21 protein-coding genes are annotated in these 24,946 nt (G+C 60.9%); 7 read left to right on the top strand and 14 right to left on the bottom strand.

Translation table 11 applies throughout. From position 1 onward, the window contains the following. Positions 1–16: 16 nt before the first annotated feature. The 3 genes from N4Q37_RS11570 to N4Q37_RS11560 form a co-directional block, all read right to left on the bottom strand. Complete coding sequence (locus N4Q37_RS11570; protein WP_260958063.1) at positions 17–775, bottom strand: alpha/beta hydrolase family protein; 759 nt, start codon at positions 773–775, stop codon at positions 17–19. Beyond that, positions 765–1,874: a DUF3182 family protein gene (locus N4Q37_RS11565; RefSeq protein WP_260958061.1), complete on the bottom strand. Its 1,110-nt coding sequence runs from the start codon at positions 1,872–1,874 to the stop codon at positions 765–767. Before N4Q37_RS11565 ends, N4Q37_RS11570 begins: the two co-directional genes overlap by 11 nt. Positions 1,875–2,073: 199 nt before the next feature. Further along, a complete protein-coding gene (locus tag N4Q37_RS11560) occupies positions 2,074–3,069 on the bottom strand; it encodes a GlxA family transcriptional regulator (protein WP_260958059.1) in 996 nt (331 codons plus the stop codon). A 99-nt stretch (positions 3,070–3,168) separates the two neighbouring features. On the opposite strand from N4Q37_RS11560, the gene N4Q37_RS11555 reads away from it, so the two are divergent. Beyond that, complete coding sequence (locus N4Q37_RS11555; protein WP_260958057.1) at positions 3,169–3,723, top strand: cysteine hydrolase family protein; 555 nt, start codon at positions 3,169–3,171, stop codon at positions 3,721–3,723. A 58-nt stretch (positions 3,724–3,781) separates the two neighbouring features. Here N4Q37_RS11555 and N4Q37_RS11550 read toward each other — a convergent pair whose 3' ends face one another. Then, positions 3,782–7,078 (bottom strand): ATP-binding protein, encoded by a 3,297-nt coding sequence (locus N4Q37_RS11550; protein WP_260958056.1) that lies wholly within the window; start codon positions 7,076–7,078, stop codon positions 3,782–3,784. A gap of 196 nt (positions 7,079–7,274) precedes the next feature. Here N4Q37_RS11550 and N4Q37_RS11545 point away from each other — a divergent pair, with 196 nt between their 5' ends. Together N4Q37_RS11545 and N4Q37_RS11540 are read left to right on the top strand one after the other, a co-directional pair. Further along, positions 7,275–9,188: an MACPF domain-containing protein gene (locus N4Q37_RS11545; RefSeq protein ID WP_260958054.1), complete on the top strand. Its 1,914-nt coding sequence runs from the start codon at positions 7,275–7,277 to the stop codon at positions 9,186–9,188. Between the two features lie 66 nt (positions 9,189–9,254). Continuing rightward, the gene (locus N4Q37_RS11540; RefSeq protein ID WP_260958053.1) at positions 9,255–10,109 is read left to right on the top strand and encodes a hypothetical protein; all 855 of its coding nucleotides are present in this window, start codon (positions 9,255–9,257) and stop codon (positions 10,107–10,109) included. Positions 10,110–10,143: 34 nt separating this feature from the next. Here the strand turns inward: N4Q37_RS11540 and N4Q37_RS11535 are convergent, their stop codons facing one another. Then, on the bottom strand, positions 10,144–11,049 hold the full coding sequence (locus N4Q37_RS11535) for an alpha/beta hydrolase family protein (protein ID WP_260958051.1): 906 nt from the start codon (positions 11,047–11,049) through the stop codon (positions 10,144–10,146). Positions 11,050–11,099: 50 nt separating this feature from the next. Continuing rightward, positions 11,100–11,897 (bottom strand): crotonase/enoyl-CoA hydratase family protein, encoded by a 798-nt coding sequence (locus tag N4Q37_RS11530; RefSeq protein ID WP_260958049.1) that lies wholly within the window; start codon positions 11,895–11,897, stop codon positions 11,100–11,102. A gap of 163 nt (positions 11,898–12,060) precedes the next feature. On the opposite strand from N4Q37_RS11530, the gene N4Q37_RS11525 reads away from it, so the two are divergent. After that, positions 12,061–12,639 (top strand): TetR/AcrR family transcriptional regulator, encoded by a 579-nt coding sequence (locus N4Q37_RS11525; protein WP_260958046.1) that lies wholly within the window; start codon positions 12,061–12,063, stop codon positions 12,637–12,639. Here N4Q37_RS11525 and N4Q37_RS11520 read toward each other — a convergent pair. Next, the gene (locus N4Q37_RS11520; protein ID WP_260958044.1) at positions 12,608–13,219 is read right to left on the bottom strand and encodes a TetR/AcrR family transcriptional regulator; all 612 of its coding nucleotides are present in this window, start codon (positions 13,217–13,219) and stop codon (positions 12,608–12,610) included. The genes N4Q37_RS11525 and N4Q37_RS11520 overlap by 32 nt on opposite strands. A 100-nt stretch (positions 13,220–13,319) precedes the next feature. On the opposite strand from N4Q37_RS11520, the gene N4Q37_RS11515 reads away from it, so the two are divergent. Further along, positions 13,320–13,715: a cupin domain-containing protein gene (locus N4Q37_RS11515; protein WP_260958043.1), complete on the top strand. Its 396-nt coding sequence runs from the start codon at positions 13,320–13,322 to the stop codon at positions 13,713–13,715. 366 nt (positions 13,716–14,081) lie between these two features. On the opposite strand, the gene N4Q37_RS11510 is transcribed toward N4Q37_RS11515, so the two are convergent. Next, entirely contained in the window at positions 14,082–14,999 is a 918-nt protein-coding gene (locus N4Q37_RS11510) for an alpha/beta hydrolase (protein WP_260958041.1), read from the bottom strand. A 173-nt stretch (positions 15,000–15,172) separates the two neighbouring features. On the opposite strand from N4Q37_RS11510, the gene N4Q37_RS11505 reads away from it, so the two are divergent. After that, entirely contained in the window at positions 15,173–16,117 is a 945-nt protein-coding gene (locus N4Q37_RS11505; RefSeq protein WP_260958039.1) for a LysR family transcriptional regulator, read from the top strand. An 87-nt stretch (positions 16,118–16,204) separates the two neighbouring features. Here the strand turns inward: N4Q37_RS11505 and N4Q37_RS11500 are convergent, their stop codons facing one another. Beyond that, positions 16,205–16,717, bottom strand: a complete 513-nt coding sequence (locus N4Q37_RS11500; protein WP_260958036.1) for a single-stranded DNA-binding protein — start codon at positions 16,715–16,717, stop codon at positions 16,205–16,207. Positions 16,718–16,726: 9 nt separating this feature from the next. Next, positions 16,727–18,124, bottom strand: coding sequence for an MFS transporter (locus N4Q37_RS11495; RefSeq protein WP_260958034.1), 1,398 nt, complete (start codon positions 18,122–18,124; stop codon positions 16,727–16,729). Positions 18,125–18,302: 178 nt separating this feature from the next. Here N4Q37_RS11495 and uvrA point away from each other — a divergent pair, with 178 nt between their 5' ends. After that, positions 18,303–21,137 carry an excinuclease ABC subunit UvrA gene (gene uvrA, locus N4Q37_RS11490; protein ID WP_260958033.1) on the top strand — a complete coding sequence of 945 codons (2,835 nt, stop codon included), beginning with the start codon at positions 18,303–18,305 and terminating at the stop codon, positions 21,135–21,137. A 73-nt stretch (positions 21,138–21,210) separates the two neighbouring features. Here the strand turns inward: uvrA and bfr are convergent, their stop codons facing one another. The 4 genes from bfr to N4Q37_RS11470 all read right to left on the bottom strand — a co-directional run bounded on the left by bfr (position 21,211) and on the right by N4Q37_RS11470 (position 24,936). Beyond that, positions 21,211–21,675: a bacterioferritin gene (gene bfr, locus N4Q37_RS11485; protein ID WP_260958031.1), complete on the bottom strand. Its 465-nt coding sequence runs from the start codon at positions 21,673–21,675 to the stop codon at positions 21,211–21,213. A 159-nt stretch (positions 21,676–21,834) separates the two neighbouring features. Then, positions 21,835–23,283, bottom strand: a complete 1,449-nt coding sequence (locus N4Q37_RS11480; protein WP_260958029.1) for a catalase — start codon at positions 23,281–23,283, stop codon at positions 21,835–21,837. A gap of 222 nt (positions 23,284–23,505) precedes the next feature. Then, on the bottom strand, positions 23,506–23,892 hold the full coding sequence (gene rplQ, locus N4Q37_RS11475) for a 50S ribosomal protein L17 (protein ID WP_024778333.1): 387 nt from the start codon (positions 23,890–23,892) through the stop codon (positions 23,506–23,508). 42 nt (positions 23,893–23,934) lie between these two features. Continuing rightward, on the bottom strand, positions 23,935–24,936 hold the full coding sequence (locus N4Q37_RS11470; RefSeq protein ID WP_003186012.1) for a DNA-directed RNA polymerase subunit alpha: 1,002 nt from the start codon (positions 24,934–24,936) through the stop codon (positions 23,935–23,937). Between the last annotated feature and the right edge of the window lie 10 nt (positions 24,937–24,946).

The following is a 24,946-nucleotide window of genomic DNA, read 5'->3' as shown; positions in this document are numbered from 1 at the left end:
GCCTCACAGCACAAAATCACCGCTCCTGAATAATGCTCAACCGCTCTCCCACCACCATTTCCGTGATCCAGTCCACGAGGATCGAGGTGTAGGCCTGCTGTGACACAGAGTCGCTCAAGGCATGGTCGGCGCCGTCGATGATCCGGTGGGTCAACGAATGGGTCTGCTGGCACGCCGCGCGGTAGCTCATGATGGTGGCGTGGGGCACATAGTCGTCGGTTTCCGATTCCACCAGCAGCACATCACCGGTGAATTGCGAGCAGGCGTGCAAGGCGCGGTTGGTGTCGGCATGGACCAGGGTGCTGCGGTAATCGAACAGGTCGGTCTTGTCCAGGTCGCGCTTGGGGGTGTGCCATTGCTCGTCGCGATAGAGCGCCGGGACGCGCAAGGCCAGCCAGCGCACCGGCCGCAGCGAGCTGAGGATCGATGCCAGGTAGCCGCCGTAGCTGGTGCCGACCACGGCAATCGCCGAGGTGTCCAGGGCCGGGTGGGCAAGCAGCCGGTCGTAGGCTGCGAGCAAATCCCGCAGGTTGTCTTCGCGGGTCACCCGCGACAATGGAATCCCCGCGCCGCCGGTGTGCCCGCGCAAGTCAAAGGTCAGGCACACGCAGCCCAACCCGGCGATGCCCTTGGCCCGCTCCAGGTCCCGCTCCTGGCTGCCGCCCCAACCGTGCACGAACAACACGCCGGGGACCTTCGATTTGGGGCTCAGGAAGGTCCCGTTCATGTGTTCGTCGTCGATCTCGATCTGAATGGTTTCGCTTCTAGCCGTCATGGGATTGAACCGTTACGTATTTGAGTAGAAAGCCACCGTTGTGCGCCACGCCGCGATACACCTCTCTGGCACCGGGAGGCAACGGTTGGTCGAAATAGGTTTCCACCGAGGACACCCGCACGGCGCGGGTCGAGGGATCCTCGACGAACACCTGCAATGCCGCCAGCTCCGCGCTGCTGGCCCCGCCCATGCGCCACGACTGTTCGAGCACACCGCCCCGGGGTTGCCCGCCGACATCGATACCCTGGGCAATGTCGTAATTGCGCCGCGAGGCAAAGAAACGCGGATAGGCCTGGTTGGCGGCGTCATCGAAGACTTGCGCCAACCGCACGGCCTCGCGCACTTCGTCGGGCAGGTCGAGGCTGAGCAACTCGATATAGCCGCCCTGCACCACCAGCAAGTCCGAGCCGCCATACACCTCCAGCCCTTCGTTGTCGCGGGTCAGGTGCTGCACGCCGCAATAGCTCAGGACCTGGCCGTTGATGAAGCTTTGACCAACGCTCTGGGTCTGGACCTCGCGCAGGTTCTGTTCCAGCACCACGCCCTCGCGAAACAACGCCTGGGCCCCGGGATCGGCGACCATTTCGTCGAACTGATCGAGGCTCTCGATCACTCGTTGGCCGCGGCCGGCACAGGCGTGGATCGGCTTGAAGCGGATCGGCCCCGCGTACAGCAGATGCTCGGCGGCCGGACGTGCATCCTTGAGCGCAAACACCGTCACGCCATCGAGCACCGCGCCACGGGTCAGCTTGGAAAACAACGGCGACCAGCCGGGCGGCGCGACCGCATGCTTATTCAAAAGACCGTGGGTGATGGCCTTGGTGCAGATGAAATCATGCTCGACGTAGCCGCCCCACAGATCTTCCGGCCCATTGACGCCCAGCGCTTGCGCAGCCTCGGCGCCGATCAGGGTCTGGGTGGGCAACAGATACAGATCGAGCCCGGTATGTTGCTGGGGATCATGGCTGCCGCCGTATTCGCAACCCAGGATCTGCGCCAGCCAGCGGGCCAACGCGCGATTGGTCTCGATCTCATGGAGCGGTGCACGGGGATCGACCGAATGGGCCACCACCCGCTTGTTGCGATTGACCGACGTCATGCGTTGTCCTTACCTGCGCTCGAGGGCTGTGGGTAAAGGGGTGCAGAGATCAGGCCAACGGGCGATGAGGACGAATGGTCAAAGGAAACGGCGGCGAGCGGGAAGTGACTGGCACGGGGCCTGTTTCATTCTGCACGACCGGCCCTGCAAATTGCACGACACTCGGGCGGATACCCCCTCGCCATAGAGGGGTATGAGTTCAGATTTTGGGGACAGTGGACGGGTTCGCCCCGAACCTCGCCCGGTAATCACTCGGCGCCAGCCCGGTGATTTTCTTGAATGTTGCGCGAAACGCACTGGGGTCCTGGTAACCGACGGTCCAGGCGATGTGGTCGATGGTGCCGTTGGTGAATTCCAGCAGTTCCCGGGCCTTGCCGACGCGCAGGTGCTGGCAGTATTCGGTGGGTTTGAGCCCGGTGGCCGCGCGAAACCGGCGCAGGAAGGTGCGTTCTTCCAGCCCGGCCCGCTCGGCCATCGCCGCGAGGGAAACGTCCACCGCCCCGCTGCCTTGCAACCAGTGCTGGACCTTGAGGATCGCCCCGTCGCCGTGCCCGAGGATCGGCGCAAAGTTACTGCCGCACTGGCTGGCGCTGTCGCTGTGCTCGATCACCAGAAATTGCGCGGTGCGCGTGGCGATGCTGGGCCCGAGCAGGCGATCCACCAGGCGCAGCCCCAGTTCCGACCAGGCCATCAGCCCGGCGGTGGTGATCAGGTCGCCGTCATCGACGATGGGTTTGTCGGCGTTGAGCCGGATCTTCGGGTAACGCGCCGCGAAACCCTTCGCTGAGGTCCAGTGGGTGGTGGCGCTGCGGCCGTCGAGCAAACCGCTTTCGGCCAGCAGGATCGAGCCGACGCACACCCCACCCAACACCGTGCCCCCGGCATGCTGGGCCCGTAGCCAATCCATCAGCGCCCGGGTGGCCTGGCCTTCATTGAAACCGGCAAGGGACGGCGGGATCAGCAACGCGGCCAGCTTGCCCGCCGGGCCGCTTGCGCTGTCGAACACCCGCGACGGCGCCGCGTCGTTTTCCATCTGCCAATGACTCACCCGCAGCCTCGGCAGCCGCGCACTGACCTGCTCGGTCGCGATCCGATCCGCCACGGCAAACAAGTCGGTCAAGCCATGCACCGCCGCCAACTGCGCGCCGGGATAGACCAGTACCCCAAGCTCGGCGACCGCCCTTTGTTGCGTCATTGTCAGTTTTCCCTCGCTTATTGTCGTTGCGGCCAATCCTCGAACCGGCGGCGAACGCCAATACTGGCCTCACACACAAACCTGATCGAGGAACCCCTCATGTCCAAGCAAGCGCTCATCGTAGTCGATATCCAGAATGACTACTTCCCCCAAGGAAAATGGCCGCTGGTCGGCGCCGACGCCGCCGCCGACAACGCCGCAAGGCTGATCGAAGCCTTTCGCCAGGCCGGGGACAAGGTGGTGCACATCCGCCACGAGTTCACCTCTGACGACGCACCGTTCTTCACCCCAGGCTCCGAAGGCGCACAGTTGCACGCCAAGGTGCGCAACCGCGCCGACGAACCGGTGGTGCTCAAGCACTTCGTCAATTCGTTTCGCGAAACCGAACTGCAAGCCCTCCTCGAGCATCACGGCATCGAACACCTGGTGGTGGTCGGCAGCATGAGCCACATGTGCGTCGACGGCGTCGTGCGGGCGGCGGCCGACCTGGGTTACGGCGTCACGGTGATCCACGACGCCTGCGCCACCCTCGACCTGGAGTTCAACGGCGTCACGGTTCCGGCGGCGCAGGTGCACGCGGCGTTCATGGCGGCGCTGGGGTTTGCCTATGCCAGCGTGGTGAGCACAGATGCGTTCCTGACAGCCCAGCGCTGAGGGCGCGGCCACTTCGGGCACCGCGCCGGATCACCGAGGCGCGATGCTGTCCGCAGCATCAACGATCCAGGATCTGCCGCAACCTTGGCATCGTCGCCACGAATCCCATCTGCTGCGCTTCGTGCGCCAGCCCTTTCAACGTCTCGTCGCCGGGCCGGTCAGCGGCCCGCAGCCACTGCCCCGCCACGTCGATCAACCGCACATGATGGTCGATCCAGGCGCACGACGCCGACTCGGGTAATGCGCTCATTTGCTGTCCATGCCAGATCGCCTGCTCGACATCCCCCGTCAACAGACAGGTTTCAGCGGCCGCCACGCGAAAGCGCAAGGCGTTATGGGCCAGGCAACCTTGGGTCAGTTGCGCCTCAGCGGTCGACAAGGCCTGCGCGCGCAGTGGTGCGTCATCGACCATCATCGCCAGGCTGCCATAGACCCAAGGTCCGATGTAGCGCTGCAACTCAAAGCGTTCGACCAGGCTCGCGGCCTCCAGGATCAACGTCTGCGCCAACTCGCGCTCATCCCGTTGCAGCGCCACCCGCGCCAACCCTTCCAGCACGATCGCCTCGAAACGGCTGGCGCCGAGGCTGCGCGCCAGTTCCAACGCGCAGGTCAATTGTTGCTCCGCCAACGTGTCCTGGGCACTCGCCACCAGCATCCAGGCCGCCGTCAGCCGTGAGAACACTTGCGCGCGATGATTGCCCATCCTGAGGCTGCATTCGATGGCCTCCAGGGCGTCGCGCAACGCCTGCGCGGGCTGGCCCAGGTACAACTGCGCCGAACCGCGCGCGCTACGGCTGGCCGCCTCGGCATGCACCAGGCCATGGCGCTCGCACAGGCGTACGCATTGATCGAAGACTTCATAGGCGGTCTGCATGCGCCCCTGCGCATAGTACGAATCACCGATGCCACTCAAGGCCTGGGCCTCGGTTTCCAGGTACCGGCCGATGCGCGCATAGGACAAGGCTTCTTCGTGCAGCCGGCGACACTCGGCGTAGTCGCCACGGGGGAAATAGATATTGCCGCGCAAGTGATGCAAGCGAGCCAGCGCCGTGTCGGCCTGGATGGCTCGGGCGACAGGCAGCATGTCTTCGATCAGGCGCTCTTCCTCGTCCAGGCAATCGAGGGTGTTGAGGACCGCCGCCAGTCCCAGCGCGGCCTCGATCCGATCCTGTGGCGAGTCGGCCAGGGCCAGCGCACGCTGGAAATACTCCCGGGCGTCGAGCGTCTGCCCCAACCCCGAACACGCCTGGCCGCACAGCAACGCGAGCGCAAAACTGCTGCCCGTGCGCTCGACGAACGGTGCACTTTGACGCGCCAACGCCAGGACACTGTCGTACTGACAAGCGAGTCGTTTCTCGTCCATGGCCGCCAACAGCGCGTCGAACGCCGCCGGATCGTTGGCCCGCAGCAAATGCTGGGCATGCAGCACCCGGTCGCGCTCTCGGTAGAGGTTGGCCACCTCGCGGTGCAACTGCTCGCGAAGCAGCGTGGGCATCGCGTCGTAGAGGCAGTGCATGACCAAATCGTGGACAAACAGGTAGCTGCCCGGCTCGACTTCCCGCAACAACCCCTGGCGCATGTCCGCCGTCGGCAGATAATCGGCCTGCCCCAGCACTTCGCGCCACAGCGTCAATTCGAAACGATTGCCCAGCACCGCGGCGTAATGCAGGGCGCGACGCTGGTCGGCGGCCAGTCGGTCGAAACGGGTCTGGACCAGATGCCGCAAACTGTCGGGGAAAACACCTTCCTGGCTCGACAGCAGTTGCGTCAGGTACAGCGGATTGCCCTGGGCACGCACCACGCAATCGGCCCGGTAGCCGGGATCGACCTCGGTGAACTGGTCCGCCAGCACGCTGGCCTCCCGCGCGCGGATGGGCGCGATGTCGAGCAGGCTCATGGGGGTGGAGGAATACGTCCGGATAGCGCTTTCCAACGGGTCATCTTCGGGACGGGAGGTCAGCAGCCAGACAATCGGCGCTTCGTCCGTGGCATTGAGCAGCTTGCCCAGCATCGCAAACAGGCGGTTGTCGCCCCAGTGCAGATCTTCCAGGCAAACCAGCAACGGTTGTTGCACAGCGACTCGCAACAGCAACTCGAGCAGCGCCTGGAACAGTCCCTGGACGCGCGCCTCGTTGCTCATCGCGGCATACAGGCCGGGCGGTTCGGCAGCCGACATGCCCGTCAGCACTTCAAGGAACATGCGATGCTCGGCGGCCACCTTCAGGCGAGACAACGCGGCGTCCAACGGCGTCGCCTCGATTGGCGACGCTCCGCGCAGGCCGAGCAGACTGCGCACCACCTGCCCCAAGGGCGACAGGCTGTCGGCCATGCCGAAATCCAACACATCGCCGCGATGGCAGGCGAAGCCGCGCTGGCGGGCCATGTCGAAGAACTCGCTGACCAGCCGCGTCTTGCCAATGCCGGCCATGCCGCGCACGTAGACCACATGGCCGTCCTGGCATTCCTGGGTGGCCTCGATCACCCCCTTGAACTGCAACAATTCCACTGCCCGGCCCACCAGGGGACGCGGTGCGTTCTCATCGAGGCTGCGCTGGCGCAGGCATTTTCGATAGGCGACAACCCCATCGTCCGTGGATGAAAACTCGAACCGTGACGCCAGTTGCTCCAGCAGGTTACGGGCCACGTACACCGGCGCGTGACCGTAGCCATCGGCCAAGGTTTTTTGCGCCAGCGAGACGGCGTCGGTATCGGCCGGCGTCTCGCCACTCAGGCACACCAGCCGCAGCCACAACGCGTGCCCGGGCTTGACGAACTGTTCCCGCCCCAGCGCCAGCGCGCATAACAGGCCGCGTTCGCTGTCGCTGCGGTACGCCTGCGGTGAACCGAACCGAGCGATCAGCACCTCTTGGGTCATGCCCTGTGGCACGCCACCGAACTGACGGACCAGGCGCTCGATATCATCCGCCAACGCCACCGTCACTGGCCCGGCCGGTTCAAAGGACAGTTCCAGCACGTAACGGATCACCGCGTCATCGGCCTGTTTCAGCGCCTGTTGCGCGAAAGCCGTCTCGTGCAGCTCGGCAAGGGTCTGCTCGACGTCACTCAAGGCCACCGAGACGGCATCGGCCAGCAACGCGCTGACGTCAACCTCGAACGCCGTCGCCAGGTGACGGGCCGTTCGATAAAGCACCGGTTTGCCGGTTTCGGCGCGCTTGATGGAGGCGATCGACACGCACAAGTGCCGGTTCAGGCAGGCTTCGGCCAGGGTTTCCTGGCTCAACCCACGTTGCTTGCGCAGCCCCTTCAGCGAGGCGGCATCGAGCAGGACACGGCCGTCGGACACCGCAGCATCGTGCCTGGGCGGGGTAGCAAACGGGTGATGTCGGGTGTCCATGGTGATCGCCAGGTAAAGGCCAACGGCAGCCGAGCGAGTGTACTCCCGCGACCTCTATCGGGGTAAGGCAAAGATGGCATTTTGCCTGATACCAAACTGATACCGGACTGACACCGTCCTGGACTGTTTGCCCATCACCGCCCTCCCGATACTGGGCCCATCAAGATGGTACAACCTGAACGATGGGAGAAAGGCGATGAACAACGGACTAAACGCAAACGAGCCACGGGACATCGGCGGTTCGCAACTGCTGGGGCGTGGCCTGAACCGGCTCGACTGGGCCGGTGACAACAAGGAATGCCAGAAAGTAGGCGACACCGAGTCGGGCAAGCGGGCCGTCACCTACAAGCAGACGTCTTATAACGTGGGCAAGAACGTCACCATGAGCACGGTGGTCAGCCAGGATAATTTCGCGACCGAAACCTTTTCTTCCCGCGACGAGTACGAGAAGCACACCCAGTCGAGCGTCGAGGCCGCCGGGAAATACGGTGCCTTTTCCGCCGGTTTCAAAGCCACCTTCGGCAGCGACATCAAAACCTTCGAAGAACGCGAGGCAGCGCTCTACAGCCACACGGCGCGGTTGTGGAAGTTGACTCTGGAGGTCAATCCCGCCAACACCACCGAAGCTTTCAAGAAACGCATTACAGAGCTGCCCAAAACCTTCGATGCGAATCAGCCGAAGCCGTTCTTCGACTTCTTCGTCGATTTCGGCGTCGACATTGTCAGCGAGGTCACCGTCGGCGGTTCGCTGAACTACGCGATGACCGCGCTCAAGAGCTACCTCAGCCAGACCAACACCCTCGATGCGATGCTCAAGGCCGAGTACGGCGCCTTCGTCAGCGGCAGCGCATCGACCTCGATTTCGGAAACAGTCAAGAAGAACCTGGCCCATCGCAACGCCAACCTGACCACCCAGGGCGGTACGTATTCGATCCGTTTCAACGCCGTCGACCCCAGCAACTGCAACGACGACTTCACGAAATGGCGCGAGTCGCTGGCCGATGACCCGAAGGTCGTCGAATTGCAGCTGTCGCCGGTCTACCGCTTCGTCAACAGCGGCGAAACCCGCACGGCACTGGAACAGGCTTATCAGTGGTACACCAGCTACAAGGCGGAAATCGAGGCGAACTGGCAGGAGTCGACGATTGTTCTCGGCCGCGCCGACCGGCTCAAGGCCTCCCTCGCCCCCAGCGGCCCCGCCCTGCGGATGGTCTGGGTCGATAACCAGAGCAAAGAGACCAGCGAATCGTTTCACAAACCACCGGCAGCGGATGCATCCACCGACGACTTCGAACAGTTCTGGGATGCGCTGGCCCTGCTGATCAAACAGAAAACCGGGCACAAATTGTTGATGGCCACCGAACGCTGGCCCCGCGAAAAACGCTACTACCCGACGCGCGCCATGCGGGAGTCCCTGCTGCTCAACGGCGCCAGCGACAAGGCGCTCAAGCGCTGGGAAGCCCTGACCAAGTACGTGCAGCCGAACCCACTGGCCGGTCTCACGTATGTGCTGGCGGGTAACAACTTCAATGAGCCGGGCGTCGACGGTCTCATCGCCGGTTTTGGCCAGGCAGGCACCGATCTCAACCCGACGGTGAAGGTCCGGGCGCGCCTGTGCCATGACTCATTCGGCCGGGTCAAAGTGGTCCAGACCGAAAAGACCGAAGAAGATCCGTGCACGGTGCTGTACATCGTGCGCAACAACACCGGGGACAAGCCGGCGCTGGCCACCGACCCGCAGAACAAGACCCGTATCGCCATGGAGGCTCCGGACAAGCGCAACCTCGGGCAGTTCTGGTACATGCCCGAGCTGGAAAAACCCTACCCGGACATCAACCACCCGGTACTGCTGATCAACTACGAAACGGGCACCTGCCTACAAGGCATGCATGACCAGAACGACTGCCGGCTCAAGCCCATCGAACCGGGGCGCCAGCAGGACGACGTTATCTGGGACCGGCGCGGTGATGACGTGTTTCATCTGTTGTTGGTCCACTACAAGGGCAACAACATGTGCCTGACCCAGATTGAAAAGCGTGCCGCTGTCCGGCCGTGGCGCCAGCCTCACGGCCTGGACTGGTTGCGCGAGCAGCATCGTCCGTATAGTTGATGCCAACCTCTGTGGGAGCGAGCAACCCGCTCCCACACAGCCCCCTTGCGTGAGTGGTCCATAACGATGCAAGTCTTCAACAGCGTTTCCTTTATCGGCGAAGGCAAGGAGTCGACGCTCGACTGCCGCAAGCTTCCCTACCTGTTCAACGACTACGGGCTGGCGCAGCCCAGTGCCCAGGTGCGCGGCAACCTGATCCAGCTCGCGCCCGAGAATCACACGTTGTCGTTAGGCGCGAGATACTCCGGTATCAGTTGGAGGAATCGGGAAGTGCCAACGAGCACCGGCGCCTACGGGATCAAGCAGTTCGATTTCCACGCCAGGGAGGTGCGCTACGAACCACTCTGGGCCACCAGGGAAACCGCACAAGCGTTCGGCATGACCTTGCTGGCAAACGGCGAATGCCTGCGTTTCGAATACGACCAACTGATCCTGGGCCAATACACCTACGGCAAATGGGCCGGCCACCAATCGCCCTACCTGGGGCCGGCGCGCCAGCGCGAATTGCTGACCTACAACCCGACCGACCTCGAATACCACAACTTCCCCCACGCGTTCTTTTCCCGATATGGGCGCTTGCCGCTGGTGATCAGCGTCGCCCGCTGGCGACCCGGCTCGCGGGAGATCTACCTGACGGACTTGTGGGTCCGTCCCGGTGACGCGCTGGTGCTGCCACCCAAGCATTACCCCATCATCCCTCCCAGCGATGCACCGGGCGTCGAAGCCTGGCCGGAGGTGGTGGACATGCACGGCAATCGAAACTCGGCGCTGGCTTGCTGGTTTGAGGACGGCGAGGACTGTTTGCTGACGGAAACGATCCTCGCCAACTCGACCTTGATGAGTTCCCCAGCGGGAAAACCGCATTATCACGAAGAGAAAACACCGACGCGACATGAGTGGCCGGCGGGTTATCGGCCGTGAGGGTGCCCAGCCATCGACCAGGCACCCAACGTCACTAACCGGCCACTGAGCGCAGCCGAGAAGCAGTGGCTGGGGTCATGACCGAGAACCATTGCAGCATTTCATCCCAGGTTTCCATGGCCGAAGCACGGAAATAGCCCATATGGCCGATGGGCTCCCTGGGATTGGTGGAATGCAGGTCGCGCGTGAGAATCGCGGCATTGCGATAGCCCTTGATAAAGGCGTCACGCGAGGCCGGAGGTGCCCACGGATCGTCCACCGCATTGGAGAAAATACACGGCATGCGCACCTCCGCGTACAGCCGGGTCACCGGCTCCATGGCAGGGTCATCGAAGAAGTAGTGGGGATGCTTGCACCAGCGCCGCCAGTCCTTGTAGACCCCCAATGGCAGATCGTCGCCCATCCCCAACAGGCTCCAGGCCATGTAGCCCTTCACCGATACGATGACCGGTAACACGCAGGACCACAGGAAGCGGACTTTGCGCGCTTCGGCCTTGGGCATCCAGCCGGCCCACCCCGCCCCGGTCCCGAAACAATAGGCGGCGGTGATTTTGTGATGGTTGGGCAGCAGCCCAAGGGCATGTCCACCGAAGGAGTGCCCGACCCAATAGAGCGGCATGTCGTCATGCATGAAATCGACGGCAGCCGCCAGGTCGCGAAAGCCCCAGTCGAGGTAAGACATGTCGAAGCCCTTGAGCGTCTTCGGGCTGGACTGGCCGACGCCGCGGTAGTCCAGGGTCAGGACGTTATAGCCCTGGGAATTGGCGTGTTCGGCGAAGCGGCGATAAAAACGCTGCTGCACCCCGGTCGCACCGGCCATGATGAGGTTGCCCTTGATCGGCCCCACGGCAGCATAACGCGTGGCGGCGAGCCGGTAGCCGTCATCCGCCTGAAGAGTGATGGGCTCGATCGAGCCAGGAATGGTCGCACAGCGGATCATTGTCACGTGTTCTTCGCCCGTTGGAGGGTTGGTTGTCTTAAGGGCATTCATTAGCGACCTTTGAAGACCGGTTCGCGCTTCTGCATCATGGCCATGACGCCTTCGCGCACGTCTTCGCTCTTGATCAGCGAGAACAACAAAGCGTTGATGGTCGACAGGGCGGCATCGTCCCCCTCGTCACGCGCCTGGAAGGCAGACTGGAGGGTCGCCTTGACCGCCAGCGGCGCCGCCTTGGCAATGCGTTCGGCATACTCGATGGCCCGAGGCAATTCTTGTCCCGGTTCGACCACCTCGGTGAGCAGGTTCATGTCCAGCGCCTGGTGAGCATCGAACGCTTCGCCGGTCAGCATGTAGCGCATGGCCCGGGTCCAACCCGCCGCCTGGGTGAAACGCACCGTCGAGCCGCCGGACGGCGGGATGCCACGCAGCACTTCCAGGTGGGCGAAACGGGCGTTATCGGCGGCGATCGCGATGTCAGCGTTGAGCATCAGCTCGATGCCCGCCGTCCAGCAACTGCCCTGTACCGCCACCACCAGCGGTTTGGTCCGGCGCGGCTTGGACACACCCCACGGATCGATCCCTTCGGCTGGATACTGGAAGCCACCGGACGCCAGTTTCGGCGCCAGTTCCATCAAGTCGAGGCCCGCCGTGAAATGCTCACCATGGGCGAAGATCACTGCGCAACGAAGTTCGTCATTGCGCTCGAATTCCCCCAGGGCCAAAGCAAGGTCGCTCAGCATCGCGCTGTCGAAGGCGTTGCGTTTTCCCGCCCGGTCCAGACCGATCAGGAACAGGTGACCACGTTGTTCTCGGGAAACGCGACCGGGGCCGCTGTTCACTTCGCTCATGCCATGACTCTCCCAGGGGGCCGGCTCGTTGAAATCGAGGCACAGCCGCTTACTTACCAAATGTTCGGTTTTAAAACTAACCAAATGTTCGGTAATCGTCAAATTGAGATGCCAGGGCTTATGACGTAAGATCAGCGCGCATTATCGAGAGCAGGATTTTCCCGTGCGGCCACCCAAGATTTCTCGCGACGAGCTGTTGCAGCGCTGTGCCAATACCTTCAAACGGCTTGGCTACCACGGCACGACCATGGACGCGTTATCGACGGCCTGCGGGCTGACCAAGGCTTCGTTCTATCACCATTACTCCAGCAAGGAATCGTTGCTGAGGGATGTATTGGCCTGGACACACCAGGGCCTGAAAGAAGCGCTGTTTTCCGTGGCCTATAACGAGAAGCTGGTCCCAGAAGAGCGGCTTGTCAGCATGGGGAAAAAAGCCCGGAAACTGTTCCAGGACGACTCCATCGGTTGCCTGATGGGCGTGGTCGCGGTGGACGCGAGCTACGGAAAACCAGAACTGATGGAGCCCATACGCGCCTTTCTCGATGACTGGATTGCCGCGTTCAGCCAACTGTTCGAAGCCCATGACCCGGCAGATGCCCAGCGCCTGGCCAGGCAACTGGTGGCCGATTTCGAGGGCGCTATCCTGCTGGCGCGGATCTACAACGACCCAACGTATATCGACGCGGTTATCCAACGCGCGGGGGAAACGCTCAGGCCTGCTCGCGCTCCAGACTCCGCCTGAGTTCTTGCCAGATCACATCCAGCGGCTCGGCGCTTCGAGCCGCGCGGCATAACGCGACCGCCCCCTCGATCGCGGCAATGATCATTGTCGCCAAGCTCCCGGCCCGCTGCGCAGTGATGCCGGAGGCCTGCATGGCCCGACTGATGATGCGTTGCCACTCGCTGAAAATACCGTGGGCCTGGTCCAGCAGTTGCTGTTGTATCTGGTCGTCCTGCTCGGGGCTCACGTCTGCCCGTTGCTCGGACGAATACTGTTCGACCGCCACCGCCAATACCGCGCAACCGGCCTGATACTGGCTGTCTTCCAACATTTGCCGCCAGCCCGCCACAAAGCGTTCCAGCCCCTCCACCAGCCCCTGCGATTCGAGCAGGGTCGCCAGCGGCGTGCTGACTTCAAGCCCGGCCTGCTCCAACGCCGCCTCCAGTAACTGGCGCTTACCACCCGGGAAGTGATGGGCAATCGAGCCCCTGGGCGTATTTGAATGGCGAACGACTTCGCGAACGCTGGTGGCATGCACCCCACGTCGACGGAGCAGGTCGACCGCCCCGATGATCATCCGGTCGCGCGTGTTTTTTTTCATTGCGATTATGCCGCTCGTCATAAATTGGTGTAGGCTCAGGCCCAAACTATGCCATCCGACATAGAAATAAGCCACTCCGTCCACGCGAGGCGAAAACAATATGAATACCCGCCCCATACTTCCCAACCCGATCGACTCCATCGCCACGGCTTCGCTCGATACCGCCGAAGGCTGGCTCCCTTATCCACTGGGGGACGACGTCATCGAAGGCCAACCGGACACCCGGATGAAGTTGCTGCGAACCGTAGGCGTAAAGACGCCGCACAAGTCCGTGGCATTCTTCACCTCGCACCCCGCGAAATTCCATTGGCGGTTCGACAACGACGAAGCCTTTGTGCTGATCGAGGGCCGGATTGCCATTACCCTGGACGATGGCGAGCGCCACGAAATGGGCCCTGGCGATGCCATTTCCGTTCCGGCGGGTCGCAAAGGGGTGTGTGAGGTATTCGAGTTCAGCCGCAAGTTCACGGTGGTGACCAGCGCAGTTGCCGATTGACGAGACGGTTCGTCATAGGGAAACAAGCAACCATAAAAAAAGCGAAGCCAGGTGAATGGCTTCGCTTTTTTTAAACGCCTGGAGTCGCCAGCGTCAGAATGGTTCTACGTACGAAAACTTGTCAACAAATCCAGATTTCCTTGTGAGTCAACGCATTGGAAATCAGACACGCGTCATCCGCCCAAAAAACGTAAACGAATCGAGGATTTGAAGCCCTGTTGTTTACACTTTTCTTCCATGTTGAAGCCGGTCGCACATCTGAATTAGGACCAAAACGGGCGGATCTCCCAACCTGCAACCAGGCCAAGCTCGGCCGTGTTCCGGTCGGCTTTTGATCAATCTTCCCTCTGCAGCCGCCGGCATGCTTCAGTTCAAGGTTTTTATAAAGAAAGTGGCAAGCTGTTCTACAGACGCACGGACTGTCTCAGGGCGATCGTAGAAGTCGAAATGCTTGCCTTCGGTCCAATGCAGATGTTTCGGACCTCCCAGCAATTCGTGAACTCTGCGCGCTTGGTCAGGGAAGGCTGATCCATCAGAATGAATGATCAAAGCCGGAGCGGTAACGGCCGTAGCCTGGGCTACTGGATTGAAGTCGAGCCAGCCCTCCCATCCCATGAGTGCAAATTCGTTGCGCCAGGAGCGCACCGCGCCCCCACGGCTTGTGTCCATGTAGTATTCGCTGGGGCTAGTGCTTGCCGCCGTCTTATCGACGGGGTCGTACGCTCGGACTGTGTCAATGACGCCGGTTTTGTCAAAACGCTTGAGGGCCTCATGGCCTAAAGCTCTGCGCTGCTCCACGCCTTCTGGGCCAAACATCTTGAGCATGAGCTCTGGATCCGCAAAATAACCCGCAACAGTTGCAACCGCACTGACGTTTGCGTCGGTTGCCGCCGTATAAAGCACTGTGCCGCCCGAGGTACAGATACCAAGGAGCCCGGTGCCTGAAACATCAGGACGTTTTTTGAGAAAACGAAGTGCGGCGGACAGGTCTTCAGCCTTGGACGCTGGATCCTCGCACTGGCGCTTCGCGCCGCTGCTTTCACCGAAATTACGGTAGTCAATTGCCAGGGCGATGATGCCGCGTTGAGCTAACTCACCGGCATAGGTATCAGCCATCTGCTCCTTCACCGAACTCATCGAGCCACCGATCGCCACTGCTGGATAGCTCCAGGTCGGATCGTATCTCGATGGTAAATGGAGATGAGCAACGACACTCCCATTTCCGCTTTCAAAACTGACCTTTAGGGGCTTTTGGCCTAGCGGCCTGATATCGGGTTGAGACATAGCGGGTCGACCTATAGCTAGAAGTAGGCCAATTACCCCAATGGACAGGCCAAATGTGCGGCGGGTGATTGAGGCAATGGGCATGATGGAAACTCTCCATACCGGTCATGCATTGTGTTACTCAAGTTGATAATCTGGACGGCATTTGATGGGCCTGAAAACTGGGTTTAACAATGCGCTCCGACATTTTCGACGGGCTATTGATTTTTACGCGTGTTGCCGAGAAGCGGAGCTTCACAGCAGCAGCCGCTGAGCTGGGTATCACCACAGCCGCTGTGAGCTGGAATATCAGTCGACTTGAAGCGCGCGTGGGAGTATCGCTACTAACCCGCACAACGCGGTCGGTCAGGCTCACCGACGCAGGGAAACTGTTCCTGGAACAAGCGCAAGGAAGCGTGTCCTGCGCTGAAGCCGCAGTCCAAGCCGCTCAGCGCTTGGGGGTCAGCCCCAAAGGTCTGCTACGCCTCAGCATTCCTTATGTGGCGCAAACGCTGATTGAGCCAATACTCAAGGGCTTCGCGGTTACATGCCCTGACGTAGAGTTGGAATTGGTATTTGAAGACCGTTTTGTGGATATCGTCGCGGAGGGTTATGACGCGGGCATTCGTATTGGCAAAATGATTGCTCACGACATGGTCGCGGTTCGCCTGACAGATCCATCGCCTTTGACTGTAGTGGGATCTCCAGCGTATTTTGCCGAGCGCGGTAAGCCCCAGTATCCAGACCAGCTTGAAGACCATGCCTGCATCAATGTCAGGCTTGCAGGGGGCGCAATCTATCGCTGGGCATTTGTCGATCATCAGGCGTCAGGTGGGCCACGGGCATTTTCAATTGACGTGAAAGGCCCCCTCATCGTCAACGGCCCAGCCACATGCCTGGCCGCAGCGGTGGCCGGCGTCGGGCTCACCTATAATATTCGCGGAGTTGTCGAACCTTTGATGCGCCAAGGATTGCTAGAACCCTGCCTTGACGCTTTCATGCCTGAGAGTGCAGGTTTCTTCATTTTCTTCCCTAGCCGAAAACATATGCCTCCGAAGCTGCGTGCATTTATCGACTTCGCCCGGAAATTTCATGAGGTTTCAACAACCGAAACTCCCGTTGAACCAGACAAACAGTAAGGCACGGACAATCCTGTAAACAATAAAAAAGCGAAGCCAAATCAATGGCTTCGCTTCTAATGTTTACGGTTCTGAAAAAGCTACACTTCAGAACGGAATATCGTCATCGAAGCTGTCGAAATCCGGAGCCGGTTGCGGCGCGGCTTGTTGTGGGGCCGGGCGTTCGCGTTGTGGCTGTGGAGCCGACTGTGGACGCGGAGCCTGCTGGCGCGGCGCCGATTGCTGGTAGTTGTTACCGCCCTGCTGGTCACCCTGTGGACGACCGCCCAGCAGCTGCATGGTGCCCTGCATGTCGACGATGATTTCGGTGGTGTAGCGTTTGATGCCGTCTTTTTCCCACTCGCGGGTCTGCAGCTTGCCCTCGATGTACACCTGCGAACCCTTGCGCAGGTATTCGCCGGCGATCTCCGCCACTTTGCCGAACATCGACACGCGGTGCCATTCGGTCTTCTCGACCTTCTGGCCGGTCTGCTTGTCGGTCCATTGTTCGCTGGTCGCCAGACTCAGGTTGGTCACGGCGTTGCCGTTCGGCAGGTAGCGAACTTCGGGATCCTGGCCGCAAGTGCCGACCAATATGACTTTGTTAACCCCACGGGCCATAACGTTCTCCTAGGCTTCGCACGTCGCCGGGGCCGGGTTGTTCACCAGGCGTTCAAGCGTCGCGCGATCCAATAATTCGGTGTCCAGTTTGATATATACGGCCGCTTCGTCGGCGACCACCACTGCATCGGTTACTCCAACGACGGCCTTGAGGCGCTCGGTCAGGCCTGCTTCGCGGATGGCTTCGGGCGACAGCGGCAAGCGCAGGCTCGTCACATACGGAGGTTCGCGCATGGTAACAGCAAAGAGCAGCCAAAGTGCAGCCAGCGCGGCGCATCCCAGGAACACAACCGACAAACCGCCATGCTGGAACAACCAGCCGCCGAGGATCCCACCCAACGCCGAGCCCAGGAACTGGCTGGTGGAGTAGACCCCCATCGCCGTGCCCTTGCCGCCCGCCGGTGAAACTTTGCTGATCAGCGATGGCAGCGACGCCTCCAGGAGATTGAACGCAGTGAAGAACACCACCGTCCCGATCACCAGGGCGCGCAAGCTGTCGCCGAACTGCCAGAAGAATAGCTCAGTGAGCATCAGCGTCACGACGGCGCCGAGCAAAACTCGTTTCATTTTGCGTCGCTTCTCGCCATAGATGATGAAGGGAATCATGGCGAAGAACGAAATCAGCAGCGCAGCCAGGTAGACCCACCAATGCTGTTCCTTGGGCAGCCCGGCTTTCTGGACCAGCGCCAACGGCAAGGCGACGAAACTCGACATCAACATGGCGTGGAGCACGAAGATGCCCAGGTCCAGGCGCAACAGGTCCGGGTGCTTGAGCGTCGGGATCAGTGCCTGGCGCGCCACGCCCGACTCGCGATGCTGCAACGGCCCGGTGGAGCGCGGCACCATGACCGCGACGATCAGGATACCCACCAATGCCATGCCGCCGGTTGCCAGGAACAGGCCAGACAAACCAAAGGCCCGGGTCAGCAACGGGCCGACTACCATCGCGACGGCAAAGGACAGGCCGATGGTCATGCCGATCATGGCCATGGCCTTGGTCCGATGCTGCTCGCGGGTCAGGTCCGACAGCAGCGCCATGACGGCTGCGGAAATCGCCCCGGCGCCTTGCAGGATGCGTCCGGCGATCACGCCCCAGATCGAGTCGGCACTGGCCGCCAGTACGCTACCGAGGGCAAAGACGATCAGCCCCAGGTAAATGACCGGACGCCGGCCGATGCGGTCGGAAATGATCCCGAACGGGATCTGGAAAATCGCCTGGGTCAGGCCATAGGCGCCAATCGCCAACCCGATCAGGGCCGGCGTCGCGCCAGCCAGGTCCATGCCATAGGTCGCCAATACCGGCAACACCATGAACATGCCCAGCATGCGGAAGGCGAACACCAGGGCAAGACCGCTCGCCGCGCGTGTCTCGCCGCCACTCATGCGTTCGCTGTGGGGATCGTGCATGGAAAAACCTCGTGTGAACCGGCGGCGATTCTACCAGTCCCATCGATTGAGAGGGTATATCGCGACCGATTGCCGCGCAGTCTTCATGTATGGCTGAAAACTTATCCACAATAGTGTTCATCCATCCAGTATTGCCCGTATACTCCTAGCTTTTCGACGCCCGCCAAGCGAGGCCACTTTGGACAAGATCCTGATTCGTGGGGCCCGTACCCACAACCTGAAGAACATCGACCTGACCCTGCCCCGGGACAAACTGATCGTCATCACCGGCCTGTCCGGATCCGGCAAATCATCCCTGGCCTTCGACACCCTGTACGCCGAGGGCCAGCGACGCTATGTCGAGTCACTGTCGGCCTACGCCCGGCAGTTCCTGTCGATGATGGAGAAACCCGACGTCGACACCATCGAAGGCCTGTCGCCGGCGATCTCCATCGAACAGAAGTCGACCTCCCATAACCCGCGCTCGACCGTCGGCACCATCACCGAGATCTACGACTACCTGCGCCTGCTGTATGCGCGGGTCGGTATCCCTCGCTGCCCCGACCACGATATTCCCCTGGAAGCCCAGACCGTCAGCCAGATGGTCGACCTGGTCCTGGCCCAGCCTGAAGGCAGCAAGCTGATGCTGCTGGCCCCTGTAGTTCGTGAGCGCAAGGGCGAACACCTGCTGGTCTTCGAAGAACTGCGTGCCCAAGGCTTCGTACGCGCCCGGGTCAATGGCAAGCTCTGCGAACTGGACGAACTGCCGAAACTGGATAAACAGAAGAAGCACTCGATCGATGTGGTGGTTGACCGTTTCAAGGTCCGGGCCGACCTGCAACAGCGCTTGGCCGAGTCTTTCGAGACCGCGCTGAAACTGGCCGATGGCATCGCCCTGGTAGCACCGATGGACGACGAGCCGGGCGAGGAGATCATCTTCTCCGCACGCTTCGCTTGCCCAATCTGTGGCCACGCCATCAGCGAGCTGGAACCCAAGCTGTTTTCCTTCAACAACCCCGCCGGCGCCTGCCCGACCTGCGATGGCCTGGGGGTCAAGCAGTTCTTCGACACCAAGCGCCTGGTCAATGGCGAGCTGACCCTGGCCGAAGGCGCAATCCGCGGTTGGGACAGGCGCAACGTCTATTACTTCCAGATGCTCGGTTCGCTGGCGGCCCACTACAAGTTCAGCCTGGACCAACCGTTCAACGAACTGCCCGCTGACCAGCAGAAGTACATCCTGCACGGCAGTGGCACACAAAGCGTCGACTTCAAGTACCTCAACGACCGTGGCGATATCGTCAAGCGCTCCCATCCGTTCGAAGGCATCGTGCCGAACCTAGAGCGGCGCTACCGCGAGACCGAGTCGGCGAGCGTGCGCGAAGAACTGGCCAAGTTCCTCAGCACCCAGCCCTGCCCCGATTGCCGTGGCACGCGCCTGCGCCGGGAAGCGCGGCATGTGTGGGTCGGTGAAAAAACCCTACCGGCGGTGACCAACCTGCCGATTGGCGATGCCACCGAGTATTTCGACGGCTTGAAGCTCACGGGGCGTCGTGGCGAGATCGCCGACAAGATCCTCAAGGAGATCTGCGAGCGCCTGAAATTCCTGGTGAACGTCGGCCTCGACTACCTGACCCTCGACCGCAGCGCCGACACCCTGTCCGGCGGCGAAGCCCAGCGCATCCGCCTGGCCAGCCAGATCGGTGCGGGCCTGGTGGGGGTGATGTACATCCTCGACGAACCGTCCATCGGCCTGCACCAGCGCGACAACGACCGGTTGCTCGGGACCCTCAAGCACCTGCGGGACATTGGTAATACGGTGATCGTGGTCGAGCATGACGAAGACGCGATCCGCCTGGCCGACTACGTGGTGGACATCGGTCCGGGCGCGGGCGTCCACGGCGGGCACATCGTCGCCCAGGGCAGTGCGGCCGAAGTCATGGCGCATCCTGACTCGCTGACCGGCAAATACCTGTCGGGCCGGGTGAAGATCAAGGTGCCGGCCAAGCGTACACCGCGCAACAAAAAGCTTTCACTGACCCTCAAGGGAGCACGTGGCAACAACTTGCGCAACGTCGACCTGGAAATCCCGATCGGCCTGCTGACCTGCGTCACCGGTGTATCCGGCTCAGGCAAGTCGACGCTGATCAACAACACCCTGTTCCCCCTCAGCGCCACCGCCCTGAACGGCGCCACGTCCCTGGAAGCCGCCGCCCACGACAGCATCAAGGGCCTGGAACACCTGGACAAGGTCGTCGACATCGACCAGAGCCCGATTGGCCGCACGCCACGCTCCAACCCGGCCACCTACACCGGCCTGTTCACGCCGATCCGCGAGCTGTTCGCTGGCGTGCCGGAATCCCGCGCCCGTGGTTACGGCCCGGGGCGATTCTCCTTCAACGTCAAGGGTGGACGCTGCGAGGCGTGCCAGGGCGATGGGTTGATCAAGGTTGAAATGCACTTCCTGCCGGACATCTATGTGCCGTGCGACGTGTGCAAGAGCAAGCGCTACAACCGCGAAACCCTGGAAATCAAGTACAAGGGCAAGAGCATCCACGAAACCCTCGAGATGACCATCGAGGAGGCACGGGAGTTCTTCGACGCGGTGCCGGCCCTGGCGCGCAAGCTCCAGACGCTGATGGATGTCGGCCTGTCATACATCAAGCTCGGGCAATCGGCGACAACGTTGTCGGGAGGCGAAGCGCAGCGGGTGAAACTGTCCCGCGAGCTGTCCAAGCGCGATACCGGCAAGACGTTATACATCCTCGACGAACCGACCACCGGTCTGCACTTCGCCGATATCCAACAGTTGCTCGACGTGCTACATCGCCTGCGGGACCACGGCAACACCGTGGTGGTGATCGAACACAACCTGGACGTGATCAAGACCGCGGATTGGCTGGTGGACCTGGGGCCGGAAGGCGGTTCCAAGGGCGGGCAGATCATTGCGGTAGGTACGCCCGAACAAGTGGCCGAGATGAAGCAGTCCCACACGGGTCACTACCTCAAGCCATTGCTGGAGCGTGATCGGGATTGACTCCACCCGCGCATGAAAAAGCCCCTGCCATCTCATCGATGCCAGGGGCTTTTTTCATCAGCGCATCAGCCGATCAGAACTGCGACTGCAGGTAGTTTTCCAAACCAACCAGCTTGATCAGGCCCAGTTGCTTCTCCAGCCAGTAGGTATGATCTTCCTCAGTGTCGTTCAGCTGGACACGCAAAATCTCGCGGGTCACGTAGTCGTTGTGCTGCTCGCAAAGCTCGATCCCCTTGCACAGTGCTGCGCGAACTTTGTATTCCAGGCGCAGGTCAGCGGCGAGCATGTCAGGCACCGTAGCACCGATGTCCAAGTCATCGGCACGCATGCGTGGCGTACCTTCAAGCATCAGGATCCGACGCATCAACGCATCAGCGTGCTGGGTCTCTTCTTCCATCTCATGATTGATGCGTTCGTAGAGCTCGGTAAACCCCCAATCCTCATACATCCGCGAGTGGATGAAATACTGATCACGGGCAGCCAGCTCGCCTGTCAGCAGCGTGTTGAGGTAATCGATTACGTCCGGGTGACCTTGCATCGCCCTACATCTCCACAAACCTTGAAAGGCCCTAGTTTGAACCAAGCCAACTGCAACGTCACGGGCTCATCGCAATAAATACGAAGAAAATCTGAGAAAACAAGCTGAAATAACGCAAAAACCGCCCTAAATGCGGGCGGTTCTGCTTCTCGTTTAGACTTAGTTAAGCTGTACACCCAACGCTTCTGCAATCCCTTCGCCGTAAGCGGCATCCGCCTTGACGAAGTGCTGCAACTGGCGGTCGATGACATCCGCCGACACTCCGGTCATCGCACCGGCGATGTTGCTGATCAGCAGGGCTTTCTGCTCATCATTCATCAAGCGGAACAGCGCACCGGCATGGCTGTAGTAATCGGTGTCTTCCCGATGATCGTAACGATCAGCCGCCCCACCCAGGGCCAGCGCCGGTTCGGCGTAGTGCGGAGCCTGCTTCGGCGCCTCGACGTAGCTGTTAGGCTCGTAGTTCGGCGCGGCCCCGCCATTGCTGCCGAACGCCATGGCGCCGTCGCGCTGGTAGGTGTTCACCGGGCTACGTGGGGCATTCACCGGCAACTGCTGGTGATTGGTGCCGACACGGTAGCGGTGCGCATCCGCGTAAGCGAATACCCGACCTTGCAGCATGCGATCCGGCGAAAGCCCCACACCCGGCACCATGTTGCTCGGCCCGAACGCCGCTTGCTCGACTTCAGCGAAGTAGTTCAACGGGTTGCGATTGAGTTCAAGCTCACCGACTTCGATCAGCGGGAACTCCTTCTGCGACCAGGTCTTGGTCACGTCGAACGGATTTTCGTAATGAGCGGCGGCCTGGGCCTCGGTCATGATCTGGATGCAGACGCTCCATTTCGGGAAGTCGCCGCGCTCGATCGCATTGAACAGGTCGCGCTGAGCGTAATCCGGATCGGTGCCGGCCAAGCGTGCCGCGTCAGCCGGCGCGAGGTTCTTGATCCCTTGCTTGGTCTTGTAGTGCCACTTCACCCAGTGGCGCTCACCTTGGGCATTGATCAGGCTGTAGGTGTGACTGCCGAAACCGTGCATATGACGGTAGCCATCCGGAATGCCACGATCCGAAAACAGAATGGTGATCTGGTGCAATGCCTCAGGCGAGTGCGACCAGAAATCCCACATCGCCTGGGCACTTTTCAGGTTGCTTTGCGGCAGGCGCTTTTGGGTGTGGATAAAGTCCGGGAACTTCAGCGGATCACGAATGAAGAACACAGGTGTGTTGTTGCCAACGATGTCCCAGTTACCTTCCTCGGTATAGAACTTCAGGGCGAAACCACGAGGGTCGCGTTCAGTGTCGGCAGAACCACGTTCGCCACCGACGGTGGAAAATCGCAGGAAAGTCGGGGTTTGCTTGCCCACGGACTCAAACAACTTGGCGCGGGTGTATTGGGTGATGTCCCGAGTAACGGTGAAGGTACCGTAGGCACCCGAACCTTTGGCGTGCACGCGGCGCTCAGGGATGTTCTCGCGATTGAAGTGAGCAAGCTTTTCGATGAGATGGAAATCGTCGAGCAACAGCGGGCCACGCGGGCCGGCGGAGCGGGAGTTCTGGTTGTCGGCGACAGGGGCGCCGCTAGCGGTCGTAAGCGTCTTGGTCTGGCTCATGCTCAATCTTCCTCGGTCGGTCTTCGAACTGCCGGCTAATCGGCTGGAAAGGAGTATTGATCATCTTAGTGACAGTATCCAAATTCATTAAATCATGGATGACGATAGTTATTATCTAATAACTCAGCTTGGCACATAGCGAGGCCAGGCCAAATGCCGCCGCACTTTTTGACCGGACACAAAAAACCGGGCGCAAGGCCCGGTTTTTTGTTTATTGCCGTCTTACTCAGCGGATACAGCTTCACCGCCGGTAGCACGATCAACCAACTCGACGTACGCCATAGGCGCGTTGTCGCCAGCGCGGAAACCGCACTTGAGGATGCGCAGGTAGCCACCCTCACGGGTAGCGTAACGCTTGCCCAGGTCGTTGAAGAGCTTACCAACGATAGCTTTCGAACGAGTACGGTCGAAAGCCAGGCGGCGGTTAGCCAGGCTGTCTGTCTTGGCCAGAGTGATCAGCGGCTCGGCAACGCGGCGCAGTTCTTTGGCTTTCGGCAGTGTAGTTTTGATCAGCTCGTGCTCGAACAGCGACACCGCCATGTTTTGGAACATGGCCTTGCGGTGCGAGCTGGTGCGGCTCAGGTGACGACCACTTTTACGATGACGCATGGTTCATTCCTTACCAAACACAACGTTCGGTGATTACGACGATCAGGCAGTCGCCTTGTCGTCCTTCTTAAGACTTGCAGGCGGCCAGTTGTCGAGGCGCATGCCGAGGGACAGACCGCGGGAGGCCAGAACGTCCTTGATTTCAGTCAAGGATTTCTTGCCCAGGTTCGGAGTCTTCAACAGCTCTACTTCGGTACGCTGAATCAGGTCGCCGATGTAGTAGATGTTTTCCGCCTTAAGGCAGTTAGCCGAACGTACAGTCAGTTCCAGATCGTCAACCGGGCGAAGCAGGATCGGATCGATCTCGTCTTCCTGCTCGACAACCACTGGCTCACTGTCACCCTTGAGGTCGACGAACGCAGCCAACTGCTGTTGCAGGATGGTTGCAGCACGACGGATGGCCTCTTCAGGATCCAGGGTACCGTTGGTTTCCAGATCAATAACCAGCTTGTCCAGGTTGGTACGCTGTTCGACACGGGCGTTTTCCACCACGTATGCGATACGGCGAACCGGGCTGAACGAAGAGTCGAGCTGCAAGCGACCGATGCTGCGGCTTTCGTCTTCATCGCTCTGACGCGAGTCTGCTGGTTCATAACCACGACCACGAGCTACGGTGAGCTTCATGTTCAGGGCGCCGTTGGACGCCAGGTTAGCGATTACGTGATCGGGATTAACGATCTCGACATCATGATCCAGCTGAATATCGGCAGCGGTAACCACCCCCGAACCCTTCTTCGACAAGGTCAGCGTAACTTCGTCACGACCGTGCAGCTTGATAGCCAGACCTTTAAGGTTCAACAGGATTTCAATGACGTCTTCCTGTACACCTTCGATGGCGCTGTACTCGTGGAGCACACCGTCAATCTCGGCCTCGACTACTGCACAGCCGGGCATTGAGGACAACAGGATGCGGCGCAGCGCGTTGCCCAGGGTATGGCCGAAACCACGCTCGAGAGGCTCGAGAGTGATCTTGGCGCGGGTTGGACTGACAACCTGCACATCAATATGGCGGGGTGTCAGGAACTCATTTACCGAAATCTGCATGGATGCACCT

This window comes from Pseudomonas citri, from assembly GCF_025336485.1.
In the GTDB taxonomy this organism is placed as follows: Bacteria; Pseudomonadota; Gammaproteobacteria; order Pseudomonadales; family Pseudomonadaceae; genus Aquipseudomonas; species Aquipseudomonas citri.
Note: the sequence above shows the minus strand (reverse complement) of the source record. Positions and strands in the feature narration are given on the sequence as shown.

Excerpts from the sequence above, each read along its gene's own strand:
- rplQ (WP_024778333.1), bottom strand. The coding sequence starts at position 23,892 with ATGCGTCATCGTAAAAGTGGTCGTCACCTGAGCCGCACCAGCTCGCAC.
- N4Q37_RS11570 (WP_260958063.1), bottom strand. The coding sequence starts at position 775 with ATGACGGCTAGAAGCGAAACCATTCAGATCGAGATCGACGACGAACAC.
- N4Q37_RS11560 (WP_260958059.1), bottom strand. The coding sequence starts at position 3,069 with ATGACGCAACAAAGGGCGGTCGCCGAGCTTGGGGTACTGGTCTATCCC.
- N4Q37_RS11510 (WP_260958041.1), bottom strand. The coding sequence starts at position 14,999 with ATGTCTCAACCCGATATCAGGCCGCTAGGCCAAAAGCCCCTAAAGGTC.
- bfr (WP_260958031.1), bottom strand. The coding sequence starts at position 21,675 with ATGCAAGGTCACCCGGACGTAATCGATTACCTCAACACGCTGCTGACA.
- N4Q37_RS11520 (WP_260958044.1), bottom strand. The coding sequence starts at position 13,219 with ATGAAAAAAAACACGCGCGACCGGATGATCATCGGGGCGGTCGACCTG.
- N4Q37_RS11535 (WP_260958051.1), bottom strand. The coding sequence starts at position 11,049 with ATGATCCGCTGTGCGACCATTCCTGGCTCGATCGAGCCCATCACTCTT.
- N4Q37_RS11500 (WP_260958036.1), bottom strand. The coding sequence starts at position 16,717 with ATGGCCCGTGGGGTTAACAAAGTCATATTGGTCGGCACTTGCGGCCAG.
- N4Q37_RS11555 (WP_260958057.1), top strand. The coding sequence starts at position 3,169 with ATGTCCAAGCAAGCGCTCATCGTAGTCGATATCCAGAATGACTACTTC.
- N4Q37_RS11495 (WP_260958034.1), bottom strand. The coding sequence starts at position 18,124 with ATGCACGATCCCCACAGCGAACGCATGAGTGGCGGCGAGACACGCGCG.
- N4Q37_RS11515 (WP_260958043.1), top strand. The coding sequence starts at position 13,320 with ATGAATACCCGCCCCATACTTCCCAACCCGATCGACTCCATCGCCACG.
- N4Q37_RS11550 (WP_260958056.1), bottom strand. The coding sequence starts at position 7,078 with ATGGACACCCGACATCACCCGTTTGCTACCCCGCCCAGGCACGATGCT.
- N4Q37_RS11540 (WP_260958053.1), top strand. The coding sequence starts at position 9,255 with ATGCAAGTCTTCAACAGCGTTTCCTTTATCGGCGAAGGCAAGGAGTCG.
- N4Q37_RS11470 (WP_003186012.1), bottom strand. The coding sequence starts at position 24,936 with ATGCAGATTTCGGTAAATGAGTTCCTGACACCCCGCCATATTGATGTG.
- N4Q37_RS11530 (WP_260958049.1), bottom strand. The coding sequence starts at position 11,897 with ATGAGCGAAGTGAACAGCGGCCCCGGTCGCGTTTCCCGAGAACAACGT.
- N4Q37_RS11565 (WP_260958061.1), bottom strand. The coding sequence starts at position 1,874 with ATGACGTCGGTCAATCGCAACAAGCGGGTGGTGGCCCATTCGGTCGAT.
- N4Q37_RS11545 (WP_260958054.1), top strand. The coding sequence starts at position 7,275 with ATGAACAACGGACTAAACGCAAACGAGCCACGGGACATCGGCGGTTCG.
- N4Q37_RS11505 (WP_260958039.1), top strand. The coding sequence starts at position 15,173 with ATGCGCTCCGACATTTTCGACGGGCTATTGATTTTTACGCGTGTTGCC.
- N4Q37_RS11480 (WP_260958029.1), bottom strand. The coding sequence starts at position 23,283 with ATGAGCCAGACCAAGACGCTTACGACCGCTAGCGGCGCCCCTGTCGCC.